General features: G+C 42.7%; 17 protein-coding genes. 2 read left to right on the plus strand and 15 right to left on the minus strand.

Translation table 11 applies throughout. The features are described 5' to 3' along the window. Positions 1–4 precede the first annotated feature (4 nt). From ACKI5J_RS08715 to ACKI5J_RS08775, 13 genes are all read right to left on the minus strand, one after another. The gene (locus ACKI5J_RS08715) at positions 5–343 is read right to left on the minus strand and encodes a cytochrome C oxidase subunit IV family protein (RefSeq protein ID WP_407428569.1); all 339 of its coding nucleotides are present in this window, start codon (positions 341–343) and stop codon (positions 5–7) included. A gap of 17 nt (positions 344–360) precedes the next feature. After that, complete coding sequence (locus ACKI5J_RS08720) at positions 361–1,050, minus strand: cytochrome c oxidase subunit 3 (protein WP_407428571.1); 690 nt, start codon at positions 1,048–1,050, stop codon at positions 361–363. Positions 1,051–1,057: 7 nt separating this feature from the next. Next, on the minus strand, positions 1,058–1,579 hold the full coding sequence (locus ACKI5J_RS08725; RefSeq protein WP_407428573.1) for a heme-copper oxidase subunit III: 522 nt from the start codon (positions 1,577–1,579) through the stop codon (positions 1,058–1,060). A 67-nt stretch (positions 1,580–1,646) separates the two neighbouring features. Further along, the gene (gene cyoE, locus ACKI5J_RS08730; protein WP_407428575.1) at positions 1,647–2,519 is read right to left on the minus strand and encodes a heme o synthase; all 873 of its coding nucleotides are present in this window, start codon (positions 2,517–2,519) and stop codon (positions 1,647–1,649) included. A gap of 108 nt (positions 2,520–2,627) precedes the next feature. Then, a complete protein-coding gene (locus tag ACKI5J_RS08735) occupies positions 2,628–4,526 on the minus strand; it encodes a cbb3-type cytochrome c oxidase subunit I (protein ID WP_407428577.1) in 1,899 nt (632 codons plus the stop codon). A 21-nt stretch (positions 4,527–4,547) separates the two neighbouring features. Next, the gene (locus ACKI5J_RS08740; protein WP_407428579.1) at positions 4,548–5,879 is read right to left on the minus strand and encodes a cytochrome c oxidase subunit II; all 1,332 of its coding nucleotides are present in this window, start codon (positions 5,877–5,879) and stop codon (positions 4,548–4,550) included. A gap of 40 nt (positions 5,880–5,919) precedes the next feature. After that, the gene (locus ACKI5J_RS08745) at positions 5,920–7,155 is read right to left on the minus strand and encodes a quinol:cytochrome C oxidoreductase (RefSeq protein WP_407428581.1); all 1,236 of its coding nucleotides are present in this window, start codon (positions 7,153–7,155) and stop codon (positions 5,920–5,922) included. A gap of 18 nt (positions 7,156–7,173) precedes the next feature. Then, a complete protein-coding gene (locus ACKI5J_RS08750; protein WP_407428583.1) occupies positions 7,174–7,770 on the minus strand; it encodes a c-type cytochrome in 597 nt (198 codons plus the stop codon). Continuing rightward, on the minus strand, positions 7,754–8,290 hold the full coding sequence (locus tag ACKI5J_RS08755) for a DUF3341 domain-containing protein (RefSeq protein ID WP_106291423.1): 537 nt from the start codon (positions 8,288–8,290) through the stop codon (positions 7,754–7,756). Before ACKI5J_RS08755 ends, ACKI5J_RS08750 begins: the two co-directional genes overlap by 17 nt. 3 nt (positions 8,291–8,293) lie before the next feature. Then, a complete protein-coding gene (gene nrfD / locus ACKI5J_RS08760) occupies positions 8,294–9,766 on the minus strand; it encodes an NrfD/PsrC family molybdoenzyme membrane anchor subunit (protein WP_407428585.1) in 1,473 nt (490 codons plus the stop codon). Positions 9,767–9,796: 30 nt separating this feature from the next. Next, positions 9,797–12,814 carry a TAT-variant-translocated molybdopterin oxidoreductase gene (locus tag ACKI5J_RS08765; RefSeq protein WP_407428587.1) on the minus strand — a complete coding sequence of 1,006 codons (3,018 nt, stop codon included), beginning with the start codon at positions 12,812–12,814 and terminating at the stop codon, positions 9,797–9,799. Positions 12,815–12,849: 35 nt separating this feature from the next. Continuing rightward, positions 12,850–14,214, minus strand: coding sequence for a cytochrome c3 family protein (locus ACKI5J_RS08770; protein ID WP_407428590.1), 1,365 nt, complete (start codon positions 14,212–14,214; stop codon positions 12,850–12,852). A gap of 224 nt (positions 14,215–14,438) precedes the next feature. Then, positions 14,439–15,413: a deoxyhypusine synthase family protein gene (locus ACKI5J_RS08775; RefSeq protein WP_407428592.1), complete on the minus strand. Its 975-nt coding sequence runs from the start codon at positions 15,411–15,413 to the stop codon at positions 14,439–14,441. Between the two features lie 127 nt (positions 15,414–15,540). On the opposite strand from ACKI5J_RS08775, the gene ACKI5J_RS08780 reads away from it, so the two are divergent. After that, positions 15,541–16,608 carry a polymerase gene (locus ACKI5J_RS08780; protein WP_407428594.1) on the plus strand — a complete coding sequence of 356 codons (1,068 nt, stop codon included), beginning with the start codon at positions 15,541–15,543 and terminating at the stop codon, positions 16,606–16,608. Positions 16,609–16,619: 11 nt separating this feature from the next. Here the strand turns inward: ACKI5J_RS08780 and ACKI5J_RS08785 are convergent, their stop codons facing one another. Further along, positions 16,620–17,405, minus strand: a complete 786-nt coding sequence (locus tag ACKI5J_RS08785; protein ID WP_407428596.1) for an O-methyltransferase — start codon at positions 17,403–17,405, stop codon at positions 16,620–16,622. 47 nt (positions 17,406–17,452) lie between these two features. Here ACKI5J_RS08785 and ACKI5J_RS08790 point away from each other — a divergent pair, with 47 nt between their 5' ends. Beyond that, the gene (locus ACKI5J_RS08790; protein WP_407428598.1) at positions 17,453–18,322 is read left to right on the plus strand and encodes a transglutaminase-like domain-containing protein; all 870 of its coding nucleotides are present in this window, start codon (positions 17,453–17,455) and stop codon (positions 18,320–18,322) included. A gap of 14 nt (positions 18,323–18,336) precedes the next feature. Here ACKI5J_RS08790 and prfB read toward each other — a convergent pair. Beyond that, a protein-coding gene (prfB, locus tag ACKI5J_RS08795) for a peptide chain release factor 2 (protein ID WP_407428600.1) occupies positions 18,337–19,414 on the minus strand; the annotation gives its coding sequence in 2 pieces (ribosomal slippage) (positions 18,337–19,353 and positions 19,355–19,414; 1,077 coding nt in all). Positions 19,415–19,448 lie beyond the last annotated feature (34 nt).

Genomic DNA, 19,448 nt, shown 5'->3' on the forward strand with positions numbered 1-19,448 from the left:
CCCATTAGTTCATATGAACGTGTAAATAAGAACCTTCTGTAAGAAGTAATACGATAAAGTACACGATAAAGATAAACCCTACAGTAAGTGATGTAACAAACGCCATCTTTTCAAACTTAAGGTGCATAAAATATGCTATGATATAGTAGGCCTTAAGTAACGTCAGGACGATATATATAAAGTTGCCAAGGCCATGATTCATGCCCATAGGCATGAGCACTAATGCGATAAAAAATTCTAAAGCTGTGATTCCAAGCAAATAGAAAAACACCTGCCAAATTTTCTTCTTCGTCATGCCTGCGTGATCAGCATGCCCGTGTTCTTGTGTATGTTCAGTTGCCATTTTTATACTTTTATAATTTAAACCAGGTAGAAGAATGTAAATACGAAAACCCAAACCAGATCAACAAAGTGCCAGTACAGTCCGACTTTCTCCACCATGATATATGTACCCCTTTTCTCGAAAACATTTGCCATGGTCATGAAGAGTATGATAACATTCAACATAACCCCGCTAAATACGTGGAATCCATGAAACCCAGTGATCGTGAAGAACAGATTTGAAAACTGCAAAGCACCTACTGTGTCTTTACCGGTATACGAATCGGGGATGTGTCCCCAGCCATAGCCTTCGTGAAAAAGGTGAGTCCATTCAAGAGCTTGACAGCCAAGGAAAGTAGCACCTCCAATGATGGTCCAGATCATCCACGTTACAACTTCCTTCTTTGATCCGCGGTGACCCGCTTCAACAGCAAGGACCATAGTGACAGAACTTACAATCAGAATAAACGTCATTATACCTACAAAGACCAGAGGATAACCGTGATCTGCAAACCCGGGAATTGATTGAAAAACAATATCCGGATCAGGCCAGGTAAGTTGAGTAAACCGCTGAGCCCCGTAATAGATGAGTAAGGCCGAAAATGTAAACGCATCTGAAAGAAGGAAAAACCACATCATTATTTTCCCGTACTCCGCCTCGAAAGGGGATCTTCCTCCGCTCCATGGACCGGTTTTAATTTTGTCTAATTGTGAAACAGTAGTACTCATTTTTAGCTTATTGATTCAAAAGTAAGAAAACATATAAATAAATCCATAGGATATCCAGAAAATGCCAGAACAGGGATGTAACTTCCATATGGAACATATTTCTGGCCTGCGTAATCTTTCCACCTTGTCTGATCATAGTATAAACTATCATACATATTCCGGCAAGTATGTGGATCACATGAAAGGCCGAAAATACGTAAATAAAGGATTCAGACGCGTTAGAATTGACGAACGGAGCACCTGCTTCAAACAATGCGTTCCACGCACTATATTGAGAGTAAAAGAATGCAAAGCCCAGAGCGGCAGTAACACCCAAAAATATCCGTTGCTTTGAACCGTCCATGCGCTGCGCCGCTTTAAAGGCCAAATGCATAGTAACACTGCTTATTACGATCAGAACCGTACTGTATATAAATTCTACAGGGAGCTTTACCTTGATGCCCCTGGATGGATCTCCTCCTGTATACACGATATATGCACTTGTGAGCGCAGCAAATAACATACAGGATGTGATAATAAAAAGCCACATAAGAAATTTCTTAGGCTTATAATTTTCTGTGTCCTGTCTTAAGGGGACCTGTGCCATATATAACATATTATGCAATAAAGTCAAACAACATGATCAACTGTACCAAGGGTAGATAAAAGAAAGAACAGAACATTACCTTCCTGGCCATCGCGATATCTAAAGTCTTGAACAACTGAATACTTAAATATAAAAAATATAGCCCTGCAAGTAATGAAACCGCTCCAATAACATAACCGCCAAAGCCCATAAATGTTGGTATAAGACTTACCGGAATTAACACGAGCGCTGACACTACGATAAACCCGGCACTTACCCTGTCACGCTTCTTTGTTGGTAACAGTCTAAAACCTGCCTTCTTATAATCATCATCCAACACCCAGGCAATGGACCAAAAATGGGGGAACTGCCACACAAACTGAACTAGAAATAATATAATAGGAATCCATGATATTGCAGGCTTGTCAAAAGCGGCGAAATAACCGATCAGCGGAGGTAGTGCACCGGGAAACGCCCCAATGAAGACAGCAATCGGTGATTTTCTTTTCGATGGTGTATATACCATGGCGTATAAAAAAATCGAAAAAACAGAAAGCACTCCGGTAATCATGTTCAATCGAAGAAGAATTAGTGTCCCCGCGATTGCCATAAACAAACTGAGTACCAAAGCCTGTCCGGTTGTCATCCTTCCGGAAGGGATTGGCCTGTCGCTCGTCCGCAACATCAGCTTGTCCAAGTCCTTTTCGATAATCTCGTTGAAACCGTTTGCTGCACCCGCAACCAAAAATCCACCTAATGTTAAAATCGCCCAGTTTATCCAATTAATTGATTCTTGCTCTTTGCTGCCTATCAAAAAAGACACAGATGCAGAGAAAACAACAAGAAGGGTAAGCCTGAGCTTGATTAACTTTTTAAAGTCTGATATAAAAGATTCCTCACTCACTCAAATATTCCAAAAGATCAGGGCTCACACCCTGATGATGAATCAATATGAAAAGGGGTATCTGTAAGTAATACTTAGTGCAGATACCCCCTCTTTCTATTGAGATGACTAAGCTTTATTAGCAGCTAGTCGTTCTGCTTCCTGATTTTTCTGCCACTCCAGCTGAATACGTTCAGCCTCTGGATTTCCTTCGAAGTCATGAGGGAAATTTGAGCTCATTGTTTCAGAGAATGGCACAGTCTGAAGAATAAAGTCTTCATCATGCCCAGGTTTACTATAATCGTATGGCCAACGGTAAACAGTAGGAATTTCACCTGGCCAGTTGCCATGTAAATGTTCTACCGGAGTTGTCCACTCAAGCGTGTTGGACTGCCATGGATTTTGAGTAGCCTTCTTTCCATACCAGATAGAATAAAAGAAATTCCATAAGAAGGCGACTTGACCAAGAGCGGCAATAATAGCGGCCCACGACACAAAAGTATTGACAGTTAACCATTCTTTCATGAATTCGAACTCTGTAAACGCATAGTACCTTCTTGGAACTCCGTCAAGACCCATAAAGTGCATGGGGAAAAACACAAGATAAGCTCCTATAAACGTGAACCAAAAGTGCAAATATCCCAATTTGTCATCCATCATACGTCCAAACATCTTCGGATACCAATGATAAACGCCACAAAGCATACCGCAGATCGCTGCAGACCCCATTACAAGGTGGAAGTGAGCAACAACAAAATATGTATCGTGCAAGTTGATATCTAAAGCTGCATTTCCAAGGAAGATACCTGTAAGACCACCAGAGATGAAAAAGGACACCAAACCAATGGCAAATAGCATAGCCGGTGTGAAACGAATATTCCCCCTCCACAAAGTCGCGAGGTAATTAAATGTTTTTACCGCTGATGGAACCGCAATGATCAATGTGGTGATCATAAATACCCCCCCTAAAAAGGGACTCATACCAGTCACAAACATATGGTGTCCCCAAACGATGAAAGACAATACAGTGATACCAATCAACGAGTAAACCATGGCGTGGTAACCAAAGATAGGTTTACGTGCGTTCGTCGCGATTACCTCAGATGTGATCCCCAGCGCAGGCATAATAACAATATAAACCTCTGGGTGTCCAAGGAACCAGAATAAATGCTGGAACAAGATCGGACTACCACCTTGCTGAGGCAAAACCTGCCCCTGAACAACAAGATCAGAAAGATAAAAGCTAGTACCGACGCTACGGTCAAATATCAATAACACAACGCCTGCAACAAGCACGGGGAATGATAAAGTTCCCAGAACCGCTGTCAGAAATAACGCCCAGATTGTAAGAGGCATCTTCCACAGATCCATACCTTTGGTACGCATATTTAAAATCGTAGTGATATAGTTAAGTGCACCAATCAAGGACGAAGCAATGAAAAACACCATACTGATCAACCACAAGGTCATCCCCGTTCCGGAACCTGAAATCGCTGTCGGTAATGCCGATAAAGGAGGATATATAGTCCAGCCCGCACTGGCAGGTCCGCTCTCGACAAAGAATGACGCCATCATAATAACGCAAGCAATAAAGAAGAACCAAAAGGAAATCATATTCGCTATTGGTGATGCCATATCTCTCGCCCCAATTTGAAGAGGGATCAGCAGGTTACTAAATGTTCCACTTAATCCTGCAGTCAATACAAAAAATACCATGATGGTACCGTGAATCGTGACAAGTGAAAGGTAAAAGTCGGGTTTAATCCTTCCTCCTTCTGCCCATTTCCCCAGGAACGTTTCCATTAATGGAAAACTCTGATCCGGCCAGCCTAGCTGAATACGGAACAGAATAGAAAGAAGCATTCCTATAACGGCCATAATGATACCCGTAATAAGGAACTGTTTTGCGATCATCTTATGATCCTGGCTGAAAACATACTTAGTCAGGAAAGATTGCTCATGGTGACCATGGTCATCATGTGAATGCCCTGAATGTTCTAATGTATGATTAATCGCTGTGCTTGACATATTATCGATCTATCTGATTTACTAATTATTTAATGCTAATTTGTTATCTACCGCAACCTCTTTTACCGAAGATGCTACTTTTTGTTGCATTTCTTTCTTCACATCATCGTTGAAGAAAAGAGGCTGCTTGGTAATCCACTCATTATATTCTTGCTCGCTAACAACCTTAACCTTATACTGCATGTTATAGTGTCCGGATCCACAGATCTTAGCGCACAATAAAACGTAATCGAATGCCGGGTTACCTTTCTTCTCACGCATTTCTTCAGTAGTCAACTTTGGAGTGAACTGGAAGTAGGTGGGCATCCCGGGAACAGCATTCATTTGAACCCTGAACTCAGGCATGTAAAAGCTATGAAGAACGTCTTTGGAGTTTATAGTGACACGCACAGGCTTATTGACTGGCAATACAATCTCAGGACCTAAACGATCATCCCAACTCTTCTTATCGGCATAGTCAATACCCAGTGTGTTGGTCGGAGTGGTTAACTTGTAATTACGAACACCCAGCTCATTATCGGCTCCAGCATAACGAACATTCCATTTAAACTGTTCTCCAGTTACTTCGACGGATAATGCAGCCTTCTGATCGGCCTCCGGTGGATTAGTGATACTTCTCCAGGTGAAAAATCCGAACACAACAAGAATCGTAAGTACAAACGCCGGAACGATAGTCCAAAGGCGTTCGATGGCATTGTTGTGTGGATAATAGTATGCTTTTCTGACCGTGCTTCCGCGATATTTGAAAATGAACCAGAATAACAGAATTTGTGTAATAACAAACACCAGTGTCGTGATCGCTACGGTAGTAAGCATCATACTATCAATTCTGTCTCCATGAACTGATGCTGATTCGCCAGTTACAACATAGCCCCATACATCATACGTCCAATACGTTCCGTACAACCCTAAAACCAGAAATGCTATGAAGATACCTCCCTGGATAGTGTTCCAGTTAAGAGCGCCTTCTTTTCCCTGAATTTCCCGTGTCAGCTCATAAACTCGTAAAATCTTTCCGATAATAGCGAGGAAAATGCATACCAGTAAAAATAGGATTGTATAATACGCAGCTGTTTTATACAGCGTACTGTTATCAACTACCTCGTCAGCAGCAGCCAAAGTACTAGCGTCATCAGACGTAGCCGACTCACTCACTTTCACTAGCTCACTAGCAAATGCATCCATATCGGCTGCATCTGTTACCGGTGCCGTTACCGGAGATGCTGCCGACGTTTCCGTTGCGCTCGCAGCAGCGGTAGAATCCTGTGCGGAAACCGAAGCACCAGCAGCCATAAAGCCAATGGCAAGTACAGCAATTAAGTTTCTGATCTTAAATAATTTATTAAAACGCATTTCTTATACAATTCTAATGTGAATCCTTGTTCTTGTCTACTTATATAGAATGATGTAAACTCTCTTCAAGGAATGGATGATTTTTTGCAACCAACGGTTTCTTAGCTAGCTGAGACAGCATTAAAAAGCTGAATAAGCCCGCGAAACCGATCGCTGTTCCAATTTCAGTAATTCCGAAGTCCCTGTGGCTTTCAACCGTTCCAGGCATTATCATCAAATAATAATCCAACCAATGTCCGCAAAGTAAGACAATACATACAACTAGTAGCGTGTTCGTACGTCTCTTTGAATCGCGAGTCATTAAAATCAACACAGGAGCAAGGAAGTTGATTACAATATTTAACCAAAACCATGGCTTATACTCGGGCTCCCACCTCTTAAAGAAGTAAACGGTTTCTTCGGGCATGTTAGCATACCATATCAATAAGAATTGTGCAAACCATACGTACGTCCAGAAAATAGAGAAAGCAAAAATAAACTTACCCAAATCGTGCAAGTGATTATGATTCACCCAGCTCAGATAACCGCCCTTTTTCATCAGGATAATAGTGATGGTGATTGCGCACAGGCCGCTGACCCACATGGCCGCAAAGTTATACCAACCAAACATGGTGGAAAACCAGTGAGCCTCTAATGACATAATCGTATCAAAAGACCATATAGGCGTTGTGAAGCCAAAAATCACCAGAAATATAGCTGACGTTTTAAAGCTTTTTTTATAATTCCCAAGACCGCCGACGGTATCTTCATTATTGGAATACTTAGTAAGCATTACAGCAAAAGCAGAATAAATAGCCAGAAAAATAACAAGTCGGATTAAAAAGAAGGGGGCATTGAGATATACTGCCTTCTTAGCAATGATCGGATCGTAGTTTGCATGCCCCACTTCGGCAATACCTTCATGATGCCAATGATGATACAGATTGTGAGAGAATAATCCTGCTGCACAGATGATGATCAATATAATTGACGCCACAGGCAGAACGTTTGCAAAAGCCTGAGGTATGCGGATTAAACCCGCTGACCAGCCCGACTGTGTAACTAGCTGCAATGCGACGAAGAACGCCCCTGCTGCACATACACATGTAAAGTAATATCCCATTAAAAGGAGATTGGCAAATGTACGCTCGGTATGATGCTCGGAAGGATCTAGCAAAAAGCCATATGCCAATGCTACAACGCCTATCAGAATCGCAACCAAACTCCAGGTTTTTGCTTTACCCGAGAATTCGTATTGCTGTGTAAAATTATGTGTGTGATGATTGTGAGTTCCCATTTCGCTTAAAACATTAACTTATTGAAGTTTTTGCAATTCTTTTACGTACATAACAATTTTCCACCTCTCGGTAGGATTAAGCTGTGCACGGTGAGGTCCCATAAGGTTTAAACCGTATGTGATCGTGTGAAAAATCTTTCCGTCAGTTAAGTCTTTCATAGCACCGCCCCTGGAAGAATTACCTTTCGAGTAAGACGGTGGAGGAGGAAACTTCTCCAACGCAACAATCGTTCCGTCGCCATTTCCTTGAGGACCGTGGCACTGAGAACACATATGAAGATATAAATTCTTACCCTCAGTCAAGTTTTGCTTATTTCTTGTCAGCGGGTTAATAAGATTGTTACTGGCAGCCAGATATCCCTCATTTGTATTCGGATACTCATCAACCTTATCATAACCGACCGGCGTAGTGCCTGATGGCGGCAACTGTGCTGTCTGACCGTTTGGAAAATTCTTATTAGGCTGATCCGGATTATATGCAATCGGATCGTACATATTACGGGCGAATTCGAGTCCCGGATTCTGCTTATCACCACCACATGAAGACACCACAGCCGATCCTGCCACGGCTATCAATGCAGCGCTAAATATCCTGAGCTTATTCATAACTAACATACTTCCTTTCGTTGTGCATAACTTCAACAGCGCCTGCATCTTTTAACAAGTTTTCAATTTTATCCGGATACGGGTTGGTCTTTGCATCAATAGCAATGACAAAGCGATCATCCGTAGCCCGCAAGTCCATCACCCGGGGCGCACGGCCTGGGAAGAAGTGATTTGCGTAAAAGAAGGTAAACATCATGCCATATGCAGCAAATAAAATCGTAAGCTCAAACATGATAGGAATAAAGTCTGGCATGGCAAATGCCGGCTTTCCTCCGATATTCATAGGCCAGTCGTAAACCAACATATAATATATCATTGAAAAACCTAGAACTGTACCGGTGATTCCAAAGCAAAATGCAGCAATCGGAAGCCTGGAACGCTTATAGCCTAACTTATCTTCTATCCCGTGAATCGGCATCGGAGTATACACATCATAAATTCCGATATTATTCTCCTGTAGTTTGTCGATCCCGTGCATCATCTCATCAGGATCTTCGAAATGACCTAATATATATTTTACGTTGCTCATTGTCTAGCTTTTAGCGTAATCACTTTTTGAAACACTATCATATTTTTCCAAAGACTCCTGGTAGTACTCACCATGAGACTTTTCAACCTTGCCATCTCTGATCAGCTTTTGCTTCACCTGATCGCTTGAGCTCTTCAGAATGAGTTTCACCTCTGCCATTGCAATTCCAGGAAGCACACGAAGGAACAGAAGAAACAGAGTAAAGAACACACCGATAGATCCTACGAATAACAAGATGTCGATCGTTGTCGGGTAGAACATAGCCCAGCTGGATGGAAGATAATCGCGGTGAAGAGAAGTAACGATGATAACGAAGCGTTCAAACCACATACCGATGTTCACAACAATGGAAAGAACCCATGATGCCCAGATACTGGTACGGATTTTCTTGAACCAGAAAAGCTGAGGAGAAATAACGTTACAAGTCATCATACACCAGTAAGCCCACCAGTATGGACCACTGATACGATTCAAAAATGCATATTGTTCGTACTCCACTCCTGAATACCAGGCAATGAATAACTCAGTCAGATAAGCTACACCCACAATCGAACCAGTAACGATAATAATAACGTTCATCGATTCAATATGAAACATGGTAATGTAGTTTTCCCATTTCATCACCTTGCGGGCAATCAGCAACAGCGTTTGCACCATCGCAAAACCCGAGAAAATTGCTCCGGCAACGAAGTATGGCGGGAAAATAGTAGTGTGCCATCCCGGCTCCAGTGAAGTCGCAAAGTCAAAAGATACGATAGTGTGTACCGACAATACAAGTGGAGTAGAAATACCCGCCAGGATTAGCGATACTGACTCAAAACGCTGCCAGTTCTTTACCGATCCCGCCCATCCAAAAGAAAGGATGGAATAGATTCTGCGTCTAAAACCGGTAGCTCTGTCACGGATAGTCGCAATATCAGGAAGCAAACCAGTGTACCAGAAAACCAGGGACACAGAAAAATACGTAGAAATCGCGAATACGTCCCAGATCAGCGGCGAGTTAAAGTTAACCCATAGTGACCCGAACTGATTCGGCAATGGAAACACCCAGTAAGCTAACCACGGCCTACCCATGTGGGCGATAATATAAGTGGCGGCACAAATAACCGCAAAAATGGTCATAGCTTCTGCAGACCGGTTAATGGAGTTTCTCCAGTTCTGTCGGAAGAGAAGGAGTACCGCGGAAATAAGTGTTCCCGCGTGACCGATACCTACCCACCAAACGAAGCCGGTGATATCCCACGCCCATCCAACAGTCTTATTCAGTCCCCAGGTACCTAATCCAACCCAGAAAGTATAACTTATGGTTACAACCCAGGTAAGTGCTAAAGCTACGGCAATACCAAAGCCGATCCACCATGCCTTATTGGGCTTGTTCTCAACAGGAACCAGAACATCCTCAGTAATCTTAGAATAGGTTATATTCTTTCCGGTGATTAATGGTTCTCTTAATATTGATTCGTTATGTGCTGACATAATCTTTTTAAAATTCTATTCTGAAATCAATTACGCTTCTACTATGTTTCTAACCTTTGTCTGGTAGCCTATACCTGGCATAGTATTGATCTCCTCCAGCACATAGTATGTACGCTCATTACGCAGAGCTTTACTTACTGCTGATTCAGGATCGTTCATATCTCCGAAGATAATCGCGTTTGCTGAACAAGCTTGCTGACAAGCCATCTGTATTTCGCCATCCACAAGAGCACGCTTTTCTAACTTAGCCGCTAATCTGCCGCCCTGAATGCGCTGAATACACATAGAACATTTCTCCATAACACCCCTTGAACGAGTAGTTACGTCAGGGTTCAATAGAAGTTGAGTGAATTCATTGTTCAGATAGTTATCAAAACGTGAATCATTCCAGTAGTTAAACCAGTTGAAACGACGAACTTTATAAGGACAGTTGTTTGCACAGTAACGAGTACCCACGCAACGGTTGTAAGCCATATGGTTTAATCCGTCAGATGAATGCATGGTGGCAATAACCGGGCATACTGTTTCGCATGGAGCATGATCACAATGCTGACAAAGCATCGGCTGGTGAACAACGGATATATCATCCATATTCTCTAGCTCGCTTATCTCATCTTCCTTTGTAACCGATTTCCCACCGTCGTTAAAGCTGTAATAACGGTCAATTCTGATCCAATGCATGTCACGACGGTTTCTAACCTCGTCACGACCCACCACCGGAATATTATTTTCTACATTACAAGCAACAATACATGAACCACAACCAGTACAAGCGTTCAAATCAATCGCCATAACCCAGTTATGACCAATCTTTTTGTGCTCAGGCCACAAATCATAGTTGTGGTGCGCAGCGCCGTGCGCCGTCGTTCCTGCATGAGGATCCTTTTTATAATCTGCAAAAGTCGTCTCACGAACGATATTTCTTCCTTCGTAAGAGTGATGGGTTTGAGTCTGAGCCAGCTCATACTTTCCACCAGTCTTGCTGATAGTAGCGGTAGTGTGGAACTGTACAGAACCATTAGCCACCCTAGCTAAAGGATATGCGTTCTCTCCTACTTTGCCAATTTGTCCAGCCTTTGTGCGACCGTACCCAACAGCGATGGAAATAGTACCTCGCGCTTGTCCAGGCTGAAGAAGCAATGGCAACACAATGGTATAACCATTTTCGCCTTTAATCTCAACCAGGTCAAATTCACTCCATCCTTGCTCTTCAGCAAACTTTGGAGCAACAGCTGCATAATTATCCCAGGTTACTTTCGAAACAGCGTCAGGTAACTCCTGAAGAAACGCGTTATTGGCATAACGACCATCCTTCATCGCACCGTTTTGGTATAAGTGTACTTCTATATCCTTAGCAAGAGATTTACTTTGTGAAACGATAGTTTGAGCAACACCCGTCAGATCACCTGCGAAAGAGTAGCTGCCTGCAGGTTTCTGTCCCGTATAAACGAAACCAGTTTGCAACAGATCTTTCCAGGATTTCCCCGCAGTTGGCAGAATATTTTTCTCCCAATATGACTTCACATACTGGTAGTAATTCTTTTGCGGGTTTTCAGACCAGGCTAGCAAGCTCTGCTCTGCTTGTCTCGTGTTGAAAACAGGGTTGATAGTTGGCTGAATGATTGTATAGTAGCCTTCTACTGCACTTTCGTCACCCCATGATTCCAGGAAGCACGATGTCGGTGCTAGAACAGTACACAAACTTGCTGTTTCATCCTCTCTGTCAGAGAAAGATACGCGCAAAGGCACTTTTGCAAGCGCATCAGCGAAAAGCTTAGGATCCGAAAAATCATATGCCGGATTGCTACCCATAAAGAATACCGCACCAACCTCGCCGTTGTTCATCTCCTTAACGAAAGAAGAAAACGCAACGTCATTACCGGCGTAGCTGTTAATCTGGTTATCCAGATCTATTGTCGTACCGTAGCTGCCCAGTGCAGAGTTGATGGCGTTAACAACCGTTTGTATAGAAACATCATTTGATCCTGAAACAACCAACGCACGACCTCTAGCCTGCAGTAATTCTTTCGCTGCAAGCTTAATGGCAGTGTTGGCAAATGTATTTGACGCCAACGCCTGAGCACCTGGAAGTTGCCCACCCGTCACTTCGTTATACAACGCGATGATTGCAGGTCCTTCTTCAGATGGCTTAACCGGAATACGGGAATCCGCATTTGTACCTGTCAGACTCATACCAGTCTCAAACTGGATATGTCTCGACATCTTACCTTTCTTGAGGGAGGCGGAATTACGATTACCAACATATTGTTTGGTAAACTCCTCACCAGAGATCCATGTACCCAAGAAATCAGCTGACACACTCACTATAACGTCTGCCCTGTCAAATCGGTAACTTGGGATTACTGCCTTTCCAAAACTGTTTGCATTTGCCTGAAGAATTCCACTATAAGAAACGGCATCAACCTGTACATGAACCGTATTCGGATATTGTGTAATAAATTCAGCAATAACACTTTTCGCCGAAGGGCTTGAAATGCTGGAAGATACTATGCGGATCTTCTTACCTGAGGCTTGAAGCTTATTTAATTCCCCTTTAACGAAAGAATCGACTTTATCCCAGCTCGCCTCTGCACCGTCAAGTTTTGGTCCTTTTAGCTTAGAAACATCATATAGATCCAGAATCGCTGCCTGAGTAGCCGCATCTGTTCCGGTATTACCAAATACGCTACGCTCATTTGGCTCGATTTTAATCGGACGACCTTCTCTGGTCTTCACTAAAATACTTTGACCGTTATAACTGGAAACATAATAATTTGCAACACCAGGTGTTACGTCTTCAGGTTTAACCAGATAAGGAATAGACTTATGCACAGGAGCTGTCTGACATGCAGCCAGAGAAACAGCACCTAAACCAAATCCCAACGCTTTTAAGAAATCACGTCTCGGCGCAACCGTGTTCAAACCTCCTTCACTTAAAACATCTTCCAACGGAATCTGCTCAGCGAATTCATTTTTATTTTTCTCTACAAATTCAGGAGAGCTCTTCAGTTCTTCTAAACCTTTCCAGTATTTTTTATTGCTCTTCATTTAAGCTATATGTAACTGTATCTGTAAGTTTTATATTAATAATGACATTTACCGCACTCAAGACCGCCCAACACTGCAGGAGTAACTTTCTTCCCTTGTTTTAGTAAGTCATGAACCTCTACCACCTTATCGTAATACCCATTACCTTCAGTGTTGACATCGTGCTCACGGTGACAGTTAATACACCACTTCATTGTAAGAGGTGAGTACTGATAAACTTCCTCCATAGTCTGGATTGGACCGTGACACTGCTGACACTCAATACCTGCTACAGAAACGTGCTGCGAGTGATTGAAATAAGCAAAGTCTGGAAGGTTATGGATACGCACCCATTGAATAGGCTTCTGATTTGGACCGTATTCTTTGGTATCAGGATTGTAATCCAATGCCTTATATATCTTCATAATTTCAGGAGATATTTCGCCATTATATTTATCAGTTGCCTGAACATAATTATGACAGTTCATACACACGTTCAAGGAAGGTATAGTCGCATTTTTTGATTTATATGCGCCCGTGTGACAATACTGACAATCAATCTTCAGCGTACCCGCATGCAATTGGTGGGAGTACTTAATTGGTTGCTCAGGCTGATATCCCTGATGCACCCCTGTATTCCACATGGCTTTCCATCCCCACGATCCCAATAAGATCATCACAAGAAGAATTGTAAAGAACACAAGCTTCTTATTTTTAGACAATCTTCTGATCTTCTCGTAAGCAGTTTCTCTATCCGAAACAACCCCATCTTCTTCAACAGCCAGTCCCTTCTTCTGTAGGATTACTCTGTCGAGAGTTTTGATAACGCGATTTAAAACCAGGATAACCAGTAAAGTGATTAACACAACCAGAATTAATCCTCCCAGCATAAAATTGCTCACCTCACCAGAGTCTCCGCCCGCAGCACCTTCAGCTCCTGTCGCTGCACCTCCTGCCGGAGCCGCAGGCTTATCGCCTTCAGCTTGAACATACGCGATGACATTGATAATATCGTCGTCTGTCAATTCCGGAAATGGTGTCATCACCACTTTATTGTATTCTTCGAATACTTTTACCGCCATTGGATCACCCGAAGCCACTAAAGCCTGAGAATTTCTGATCCATTTGATCAACCATGCTTCATCATGTCTCTCACTCATCCCTTTCAACGCAGGACCAACCACAGCGCGGCCGATCGCGTGACAGGAAGTACACTTTTGTTTAAAGATCGCAGCACCTGCACTCGGATCGCCCTTTGATGGAGCCGCTGCAGCCTCAGCAGGAGCCGCATCCGCAGTTGCAGATTCTTCAGCCTGCAACGCTGGAACTTCTTGTGCAAATCCCTGAACACCTAAACTTAGAGCAGAAATAAAAATGAATGGTTTTACAACACTTCTAAAAATCAATGAGATGCTTCTCATATTACTATTTTACGCTTTAATTTATATGTAAAATTGAAATTCATGCTTCAAATCACGAATTCGGATGACAAAAGTATAATTAATTAAATGATCTGTGACACTTTTATGACCTTGAAAATTAATTTATATTCGTTCTAAACAACGGCATAAAACGCGTCTTAGAGTATTTCTAACGAAACTTTTCGCAGCGAAAATCTGCAGGTAGATCCCGTGTCAGAACATAACTATTGCTTCAGTATCCAGGCGAAAATAAGTGGAGCCACTATTGTAGCATCAGACTCAACAATAAACTTCGGCGTATTGATGTCTAATTTGCCCCATGTGATCTTTTCATTTGGCACTGCTCCTGAATAAGATCCGTAGGATGTGGTCGAGTCCGAAATCTGACAGAAATACCCCCAGAACGGTATATTTTCCATTTCGAGATCTTGGTAGAGCATAGGAACAACGCAAATCGGGAAGTCTCCGGCGATGCCTCCGCCAATCTGGAAAAATCCAACACCTTTACCGCCCGAGTTTTTGATATACCAATCCGCTAAATAACCCATATACTCAATCCCGCTTTTCATCGTAGAGGCTTTTAACTCCTGCTTAATGACATATGACGCAAAAATATTACCCATAGTAGAATCCTCCCAGCCGGGTACTACGATAGGCAGGTTCTTTTCAGCAGCAGCCAGCATCCATGAATTTTTTGGATCGATCTCGTAGTACTGCTCCAGCACACCGCTGTTCAACAGCTTGTACATGTACTCATGCGGAAAGTAACGTTCTCCTGCTTGTTCTGCATCTGCCCAAATCTTATGTATATGCTGTTGAATCCTTCTGAAAGCCTCTTCTTCGGGAATACATGTATCGGTTACTCTGTTGTAATGATTCTCTAAGAGATCCCACTCGTCTTGTGGACTAAGATCACGGTAGTTAGGCACCCTTTTGTAATGGGAATGAGCGACCAGATTCATAATATCCTCCTCCAGGTTAGCACCTGTACAGCTGATAATAGCTACTTTGTCCTGACGAATCATCTCAGCCAAAGAAATTCCTAGCTCTGCTGTACTCATCGCACCGGCTAGGGTGATCATCATTTTTCCTCCTTCTTCCAGATAGTCTTCGTATCCTTTGGCTGCATCTACTAGTGCTGCAGAATTAAAATGCAGATAATTTTTCTCAATAAACTTTGAAATAGGTCCTCTTTCCATTTTTTCTATTTAAAGATGCAAAAGTAGCATTTTTAACCTATGAAAACTATATTCGCAGCACATGAAGAAAAGCGCCGCATTTGTATTTTGTTTTTTATTGTTGAAGATTTCAATTTGTTCTGCTCAAATGCGGCTTATCAAAAAGATTCTTGCTAACGATAGTGATACAAGCCGAAGAACAAGTGTCATTGCATTGCCGGCTGCGGCCTACTCTCAGGAAACAGGACTGGAATTCGGAGCTCTCTCCATCATATCTTTTTATACGGATAAGCTGGACACAACAACCCGCAGTTCAACGATCAACGGCATCATTACCTTTACAACAAAAAAGCAAAGCAATTTCGTTTTAAAACCGGATGTCTGGACCTCAGGCAACAAATATCATTTCGCCGGAACCTTGCGCTATAAAAAATTCCCGTTCGACTTTTACGGAGTGGGCAATGGAACCCTTCAGTCGCAGAAGGATCCTATCGAACAGCGCCTAATCGTAGTAAGTGCAGAAGCTGAAAGAAAAATCACCAGCGGGATATACGCAGGTTTCAATACCGGCTTTGAAAACTACGAATATCGCGACAAGCAATCGGGCGGTATCTTCGAAACGGGCGGCTTTGATTCACGAAGTCATGGAAAGGTTATTTACGTCGGCACTTCAATCATTTTGGATACCCGCAATACAGTTAATTACACCACCAAAGGGAACTATTTGAGGATAAATTATTCGTATGCGCCCAACCTGTTTGGATCCAAAAACTTTACAGGCAGCTTAATAAAGGCAGATTACAGGAACTTTAGGAGCCTGAACGAAAAAATGGTCCTCGGATTTCAATCTACCTTCCAGGGTCTATACGGTAAGACCCTTCCGTTCTACCTGCTTCCACAATTAGGAAATGATCAGATTATGAGGGGGTATTATACCGGTAGATACCGGGATCAAAATCTCCTGACAGCTCATGCTGAACTGAGATACAGGCTGGTAAAAAGGTTCGCGGCCGCAGCTTTCGGCGGGACCGGTACAGTATTCAAAAATAATGATTTTCGTTTTTCCGATCTAAAGCCCAATTACGGAGCTGGAATCAGGTACTTCGCGGATCCTGGACGCGGACTGACTTTGCGGATGGACTATGCCGTGGGTGAAAAACGTCCGGGCGAACCGCGTCAGACTGGCTTTTATCTTGCACTCGCAGAGGCTTTCTAAAACTTGATTTTCTAAAACTTAACCTTAAAATCCTCCTTCACCTGACCTTGTTTGAAGTAAATAATTCCAATCCAGAAAAGATCGACGCTGACAGTAACCTGAGGATGCGCCTTGATTTTTTTCCAGGCTTCCTCCATCCCCTTGCTCCAGTAAATATCGTCGAAGATCAGCACGCTTCCTTCATGCACTTTTGCAAGGCACCACTCAAAATAGTTCAGCGTCGCGTCTTTTCTATGGTTACCATCAATGAAAACAAAGTCCAGCTTGTCAACTTCGCCTAGTAATTCAGGAAAACGCTTATCAAAATCACCCGTGCGCACTTCTGCATTCTGCACTCCCAACGCTTCAAGATTCTCTTTTGCAATGGAGGCCGTCTCCGGGCAACCTTCTATACTAATCAGGTCTGCTCCCGCCCCGGCTTTCGCCATATAAGCAGTAGTCAACCCCAAACATGTTCCTAGTTCAATAATATTTGAAGGCTTATGCTCGTTAACTAGTCTGTATATTAGCTGTGCTAATTTAGGCGTCTTCAATGCGTTTTTGGCGAGCTGTTTTACCTGCTTCTGCTTATTATTGTTAATATGAGAACCTGCACCTAGGTCAGTTATGGTTATATAGCGTTCATCTTTCTGCAGTTTCTCTCGTAAAAGCTCGATATCCCGGTATTCTTCCCGCGGTTTGAAGTTATAGATAACCTCGTCAATTAGCCGGTATACAAAAGGTGAATGTACACCATGACGGGTCTTGGCTGTCAGACGATGCTTAATATAAGATTTGAGTAGCTGAGTATTGATCATGAGGGCACAAAATTAGCTAAATTCGATTTAAAACACAGATATAGTCCATGAATAAGGAATTAGAAGCACTGGTTAAGTTGCTGGATGACCCGGATGAGGATATATCCAGGCATGTGGAAGAACGGTTATTATCTTACGGCAGTGAAATAATAGGGTTCCTTGAATCCTCCTGGGAGAATTCATTCGACGTGCTTGTGCAGCAGAGAATAGAAAATCTTGTACATAAAATACAGTTTTCCGACGTAAAAAACGAGCTCAAACTTTGGTATCAGAGTGGAGCCTTCGATATCCTGGAGGGAATGATCATCATTAACCGGTATCAATACCCGGATATGGATCCCCAGAAAATCATTAACCAGATTGAGGAAATTAAGAGGGAAATTTGGGTGCAGATGATCTATGAAATGAGCCCTGCAGAAAAAGTAAAGCTCATCAACCACGTATTTTATCAGGTCTTTGGCTTCTCCGGCAACACAAGCAACCATCAGGATCCGAACAATTCCTATATTAGTCAGGTCCTGGAAAGTAAGAAAGGCAACCAGATATCACTCGCAGTAATCTATTCGATCATTGCTCAGAAGCTGGATATTCCTATTTATGGGGTAAACCTGCCTCAGCATTTCATCCTCGCCTTTGTAGATGAATCTGAAGAGATACCTGCACACGAACAAATCATTTTTTATATCAACGCTTTTAATAAAGGCTTCATTTTTGGTAAAAGAGACGTCGATTCTTTCCTGAAACAACTGAATCTAAAGCCAGAAAAGCACTATTATGAGCCTTGTTCAAATATAGATATCATCAGGAGGGTACTGAGAAACCTTACATCTTCCTATGTGAAATCGGGTAATGAAACCAAAGTTCAGGAAATTGCTGAACTCATCGAGGCTGTCGAAGGGCAAGCCCCAACCCTCTAATCGAGGGTTGACACTTAAAATTCCATTAAATACGCTTTAAGAAATTCGTTCAGGTCGCCATCTAAAACGGCCTGAGCGTTAGACGTCTCATGATTGGTGCGAAGATCCTTAACCAGTTTATAAGGATGCAGCACATAATTTCGAATCTGCGATCCCCACTCAATCTTTTTCTTGGAACCTTCAATAGCAGCGGTTGTCTCCATACGTTTACGCAGCTCTGCTTCATATAATTGAGATTTAAGCAAACGTATCGCGTTTTCCTTATTCTGCAACTGCGACCGGGACTCCTGGTTTTTAATGATTATACCAGATGGTTTGTGATATAGACGAACCGCAGTCTCTACCTTATTCACATTCTGTCCTCCTGCCCCACCCGAACGAAAAGTTTCAAACTCAATGTCAGCCGGGTTGACGTCTATTTGGATCGTATCGTCAACCAGTGGATAAACATACACGGAGGCAAAAGAAGTGTGTCTTTTGGCATTAGAGTCAAAGGGAGAAATCCGAACCAACCGGTGCACACCTGTCTCACCCTTCAGATACCCATAGGCAAACTCGCCGTCAATCTGAAGCGTAACAGACTTAATACCCGCTACCTCACCCTCCTGCAAATCCTGCTCTGAAACCTTGTAGCCGTTTTTCTCTGCCCACATGATATACATCCGCATAAGCATATATGCCCAGTCACAGCTTTCTGTTCCACCTGCACCTGCAGTAATCTGCAGGACCGCATTAAGCTGATCCTCTTCGGAGCTGAGCATATTTTTAAACTCCAGCTCACCTAAAAGCTCAAGCGTTTTCGTGTACTGCTCCTTCAATTCAGCCTCATCAGCTTCTCCGGCCTGAAAAAACTCAAGCATCACAGCAGTATCTTCAATAGCAGTTTCGACTTTTATAATACCGTCTGTCCAAACTTTTTTAGATTGTATAGAATGCAAAACCTTTTCTGCATTCTTGGGATTGTCCCAGAAATCAGGTGTTAATGACAGTTCCTGTTCCTGGTGCAATTCATCAAGCTTCCGGTCAATGTCAAAGATGCCTCCTCAGGGAAGCTGCTCTATCCCTCAAATCCTGCAATTGTTCTTTAGTCATGAAGCAAAGGTAGAAATTAAAAAAGGAGTTTTAT

The sequence above is a fragment of the Arcticibacter sp. genome (genome assembly GCF_045629565.1).
In the GTDB taxonomy this organism is placed as follows: Bacteria; Bacteroidota; Bacteroidia; order Sphingobacteriales; family Sphingobacteriaceae; genus Arcticibacter.

Bases quoted from the DNA above. Each gene is read 5' to 3' on its own strand.
- ACKI5J_RS08715 (WP_407428569.1), bottom strand. From the start codon at position 343: ATGGCAACTGAACATACACAAGAACACGGGCATGCTGATCACGCAGGC.
- ACKI5J_RS08720 (WP_407428571.1), bottom strand. From the start codon at position 1,050: ATGAGTACTACTGTTTCACAATTAGACAAAATTAAAACCGGTCCATGG.
- ACKI5J_RS08725 (WP_407428573.1), bottom strand. From the start codon at position 1,579: ATGTGGCTTTTTATTATCACATCCTGTATGTTATTTGCTGCGCTCACA.
- ACKI5J_RS08735 (WP_407428577.1), bottom strand. From the start codon at position 4,526: ATGTCAAGCACAGCGATTAATCATACATTAGAACATTCAGGGCATTCA.
- ACKI5J_RS08740 (WP_407428579.1), bottom strand. From the start codon at position 5,879: ATGCGTTTTAATAAATTATTTAAGATCAGAAACTTAATTGCTGTACTT.
- ACKI5J_RS08745 (WP_407428581.1), bottom strand. From the start codon at position 7,155: ATGGGAACTCACAATCATCACACACATAATTTTACACAGCAATACGAA.
- ACKI5J_RS08750 (WP_407428583.1), bottom strand. From the start codon at position 7,770: ATGTTAGTTATGAATAAGCTCAGGATATTTAGCGCTGCATTGATAGCC.
- ACKI5J_RS08755 (WP_106291423.1), bottom strand. From the start codon at position 8,290: ATGAGCAACGTAAAATATATATTAGGTCATTTCGAAGATCCTGATGAG.
- nrfD (WP_407428585.1), bottom strand. From the start codon at position 9,766: ATGTCAGCACATAACGAATCAATATTAAGAGAACCATTAATCACCGGA.
- ACKI5J_RS08765 (WP_407428587.1), bottom strand. From the start codon at position 12,814: ATGAAGAGCAATAAAAAATACTGGAAAGGTTTAGAAGAACTGAAGAGC.
- ACKI5J_RS08770 (WP_407428590.1), bottom strand. From the start codon at position 14,214: ATGAGAAGCATCTCATTGATTTTTAGAAGTGTTGTAAAACCATTCATT.
- ACKI5J_RS08775 (WP_407428592.1), bottom strand. From the start codon at position 15,413: ATGGAAAGAGGACCTATTTCAAAGTTTATTGAGAAAAATTATCTGCAT.
- ACKI5J_RS08780 (WP_407428594.1), top strand. From the start codon at position 15,541: ATGCGGCTTATCAAAAAGATTCTTGCTAACGATAGTGATACAAGCCGA.
- ACKI5J_RS08785 (WP_407428596.1), bottom strand. From the start codon at position 17,405: ATGATCAATACTCAGCTACTCAAATCTTATATTAAGCATCGTCTGACA.
- ACKI5J_RS08790 (WP_407428598.1), top strand. From the start codon at position 17,453: ATGAATAAGGAATTAGAAGCACTGGTTAAGTTGCTGGATGACCCGGAT.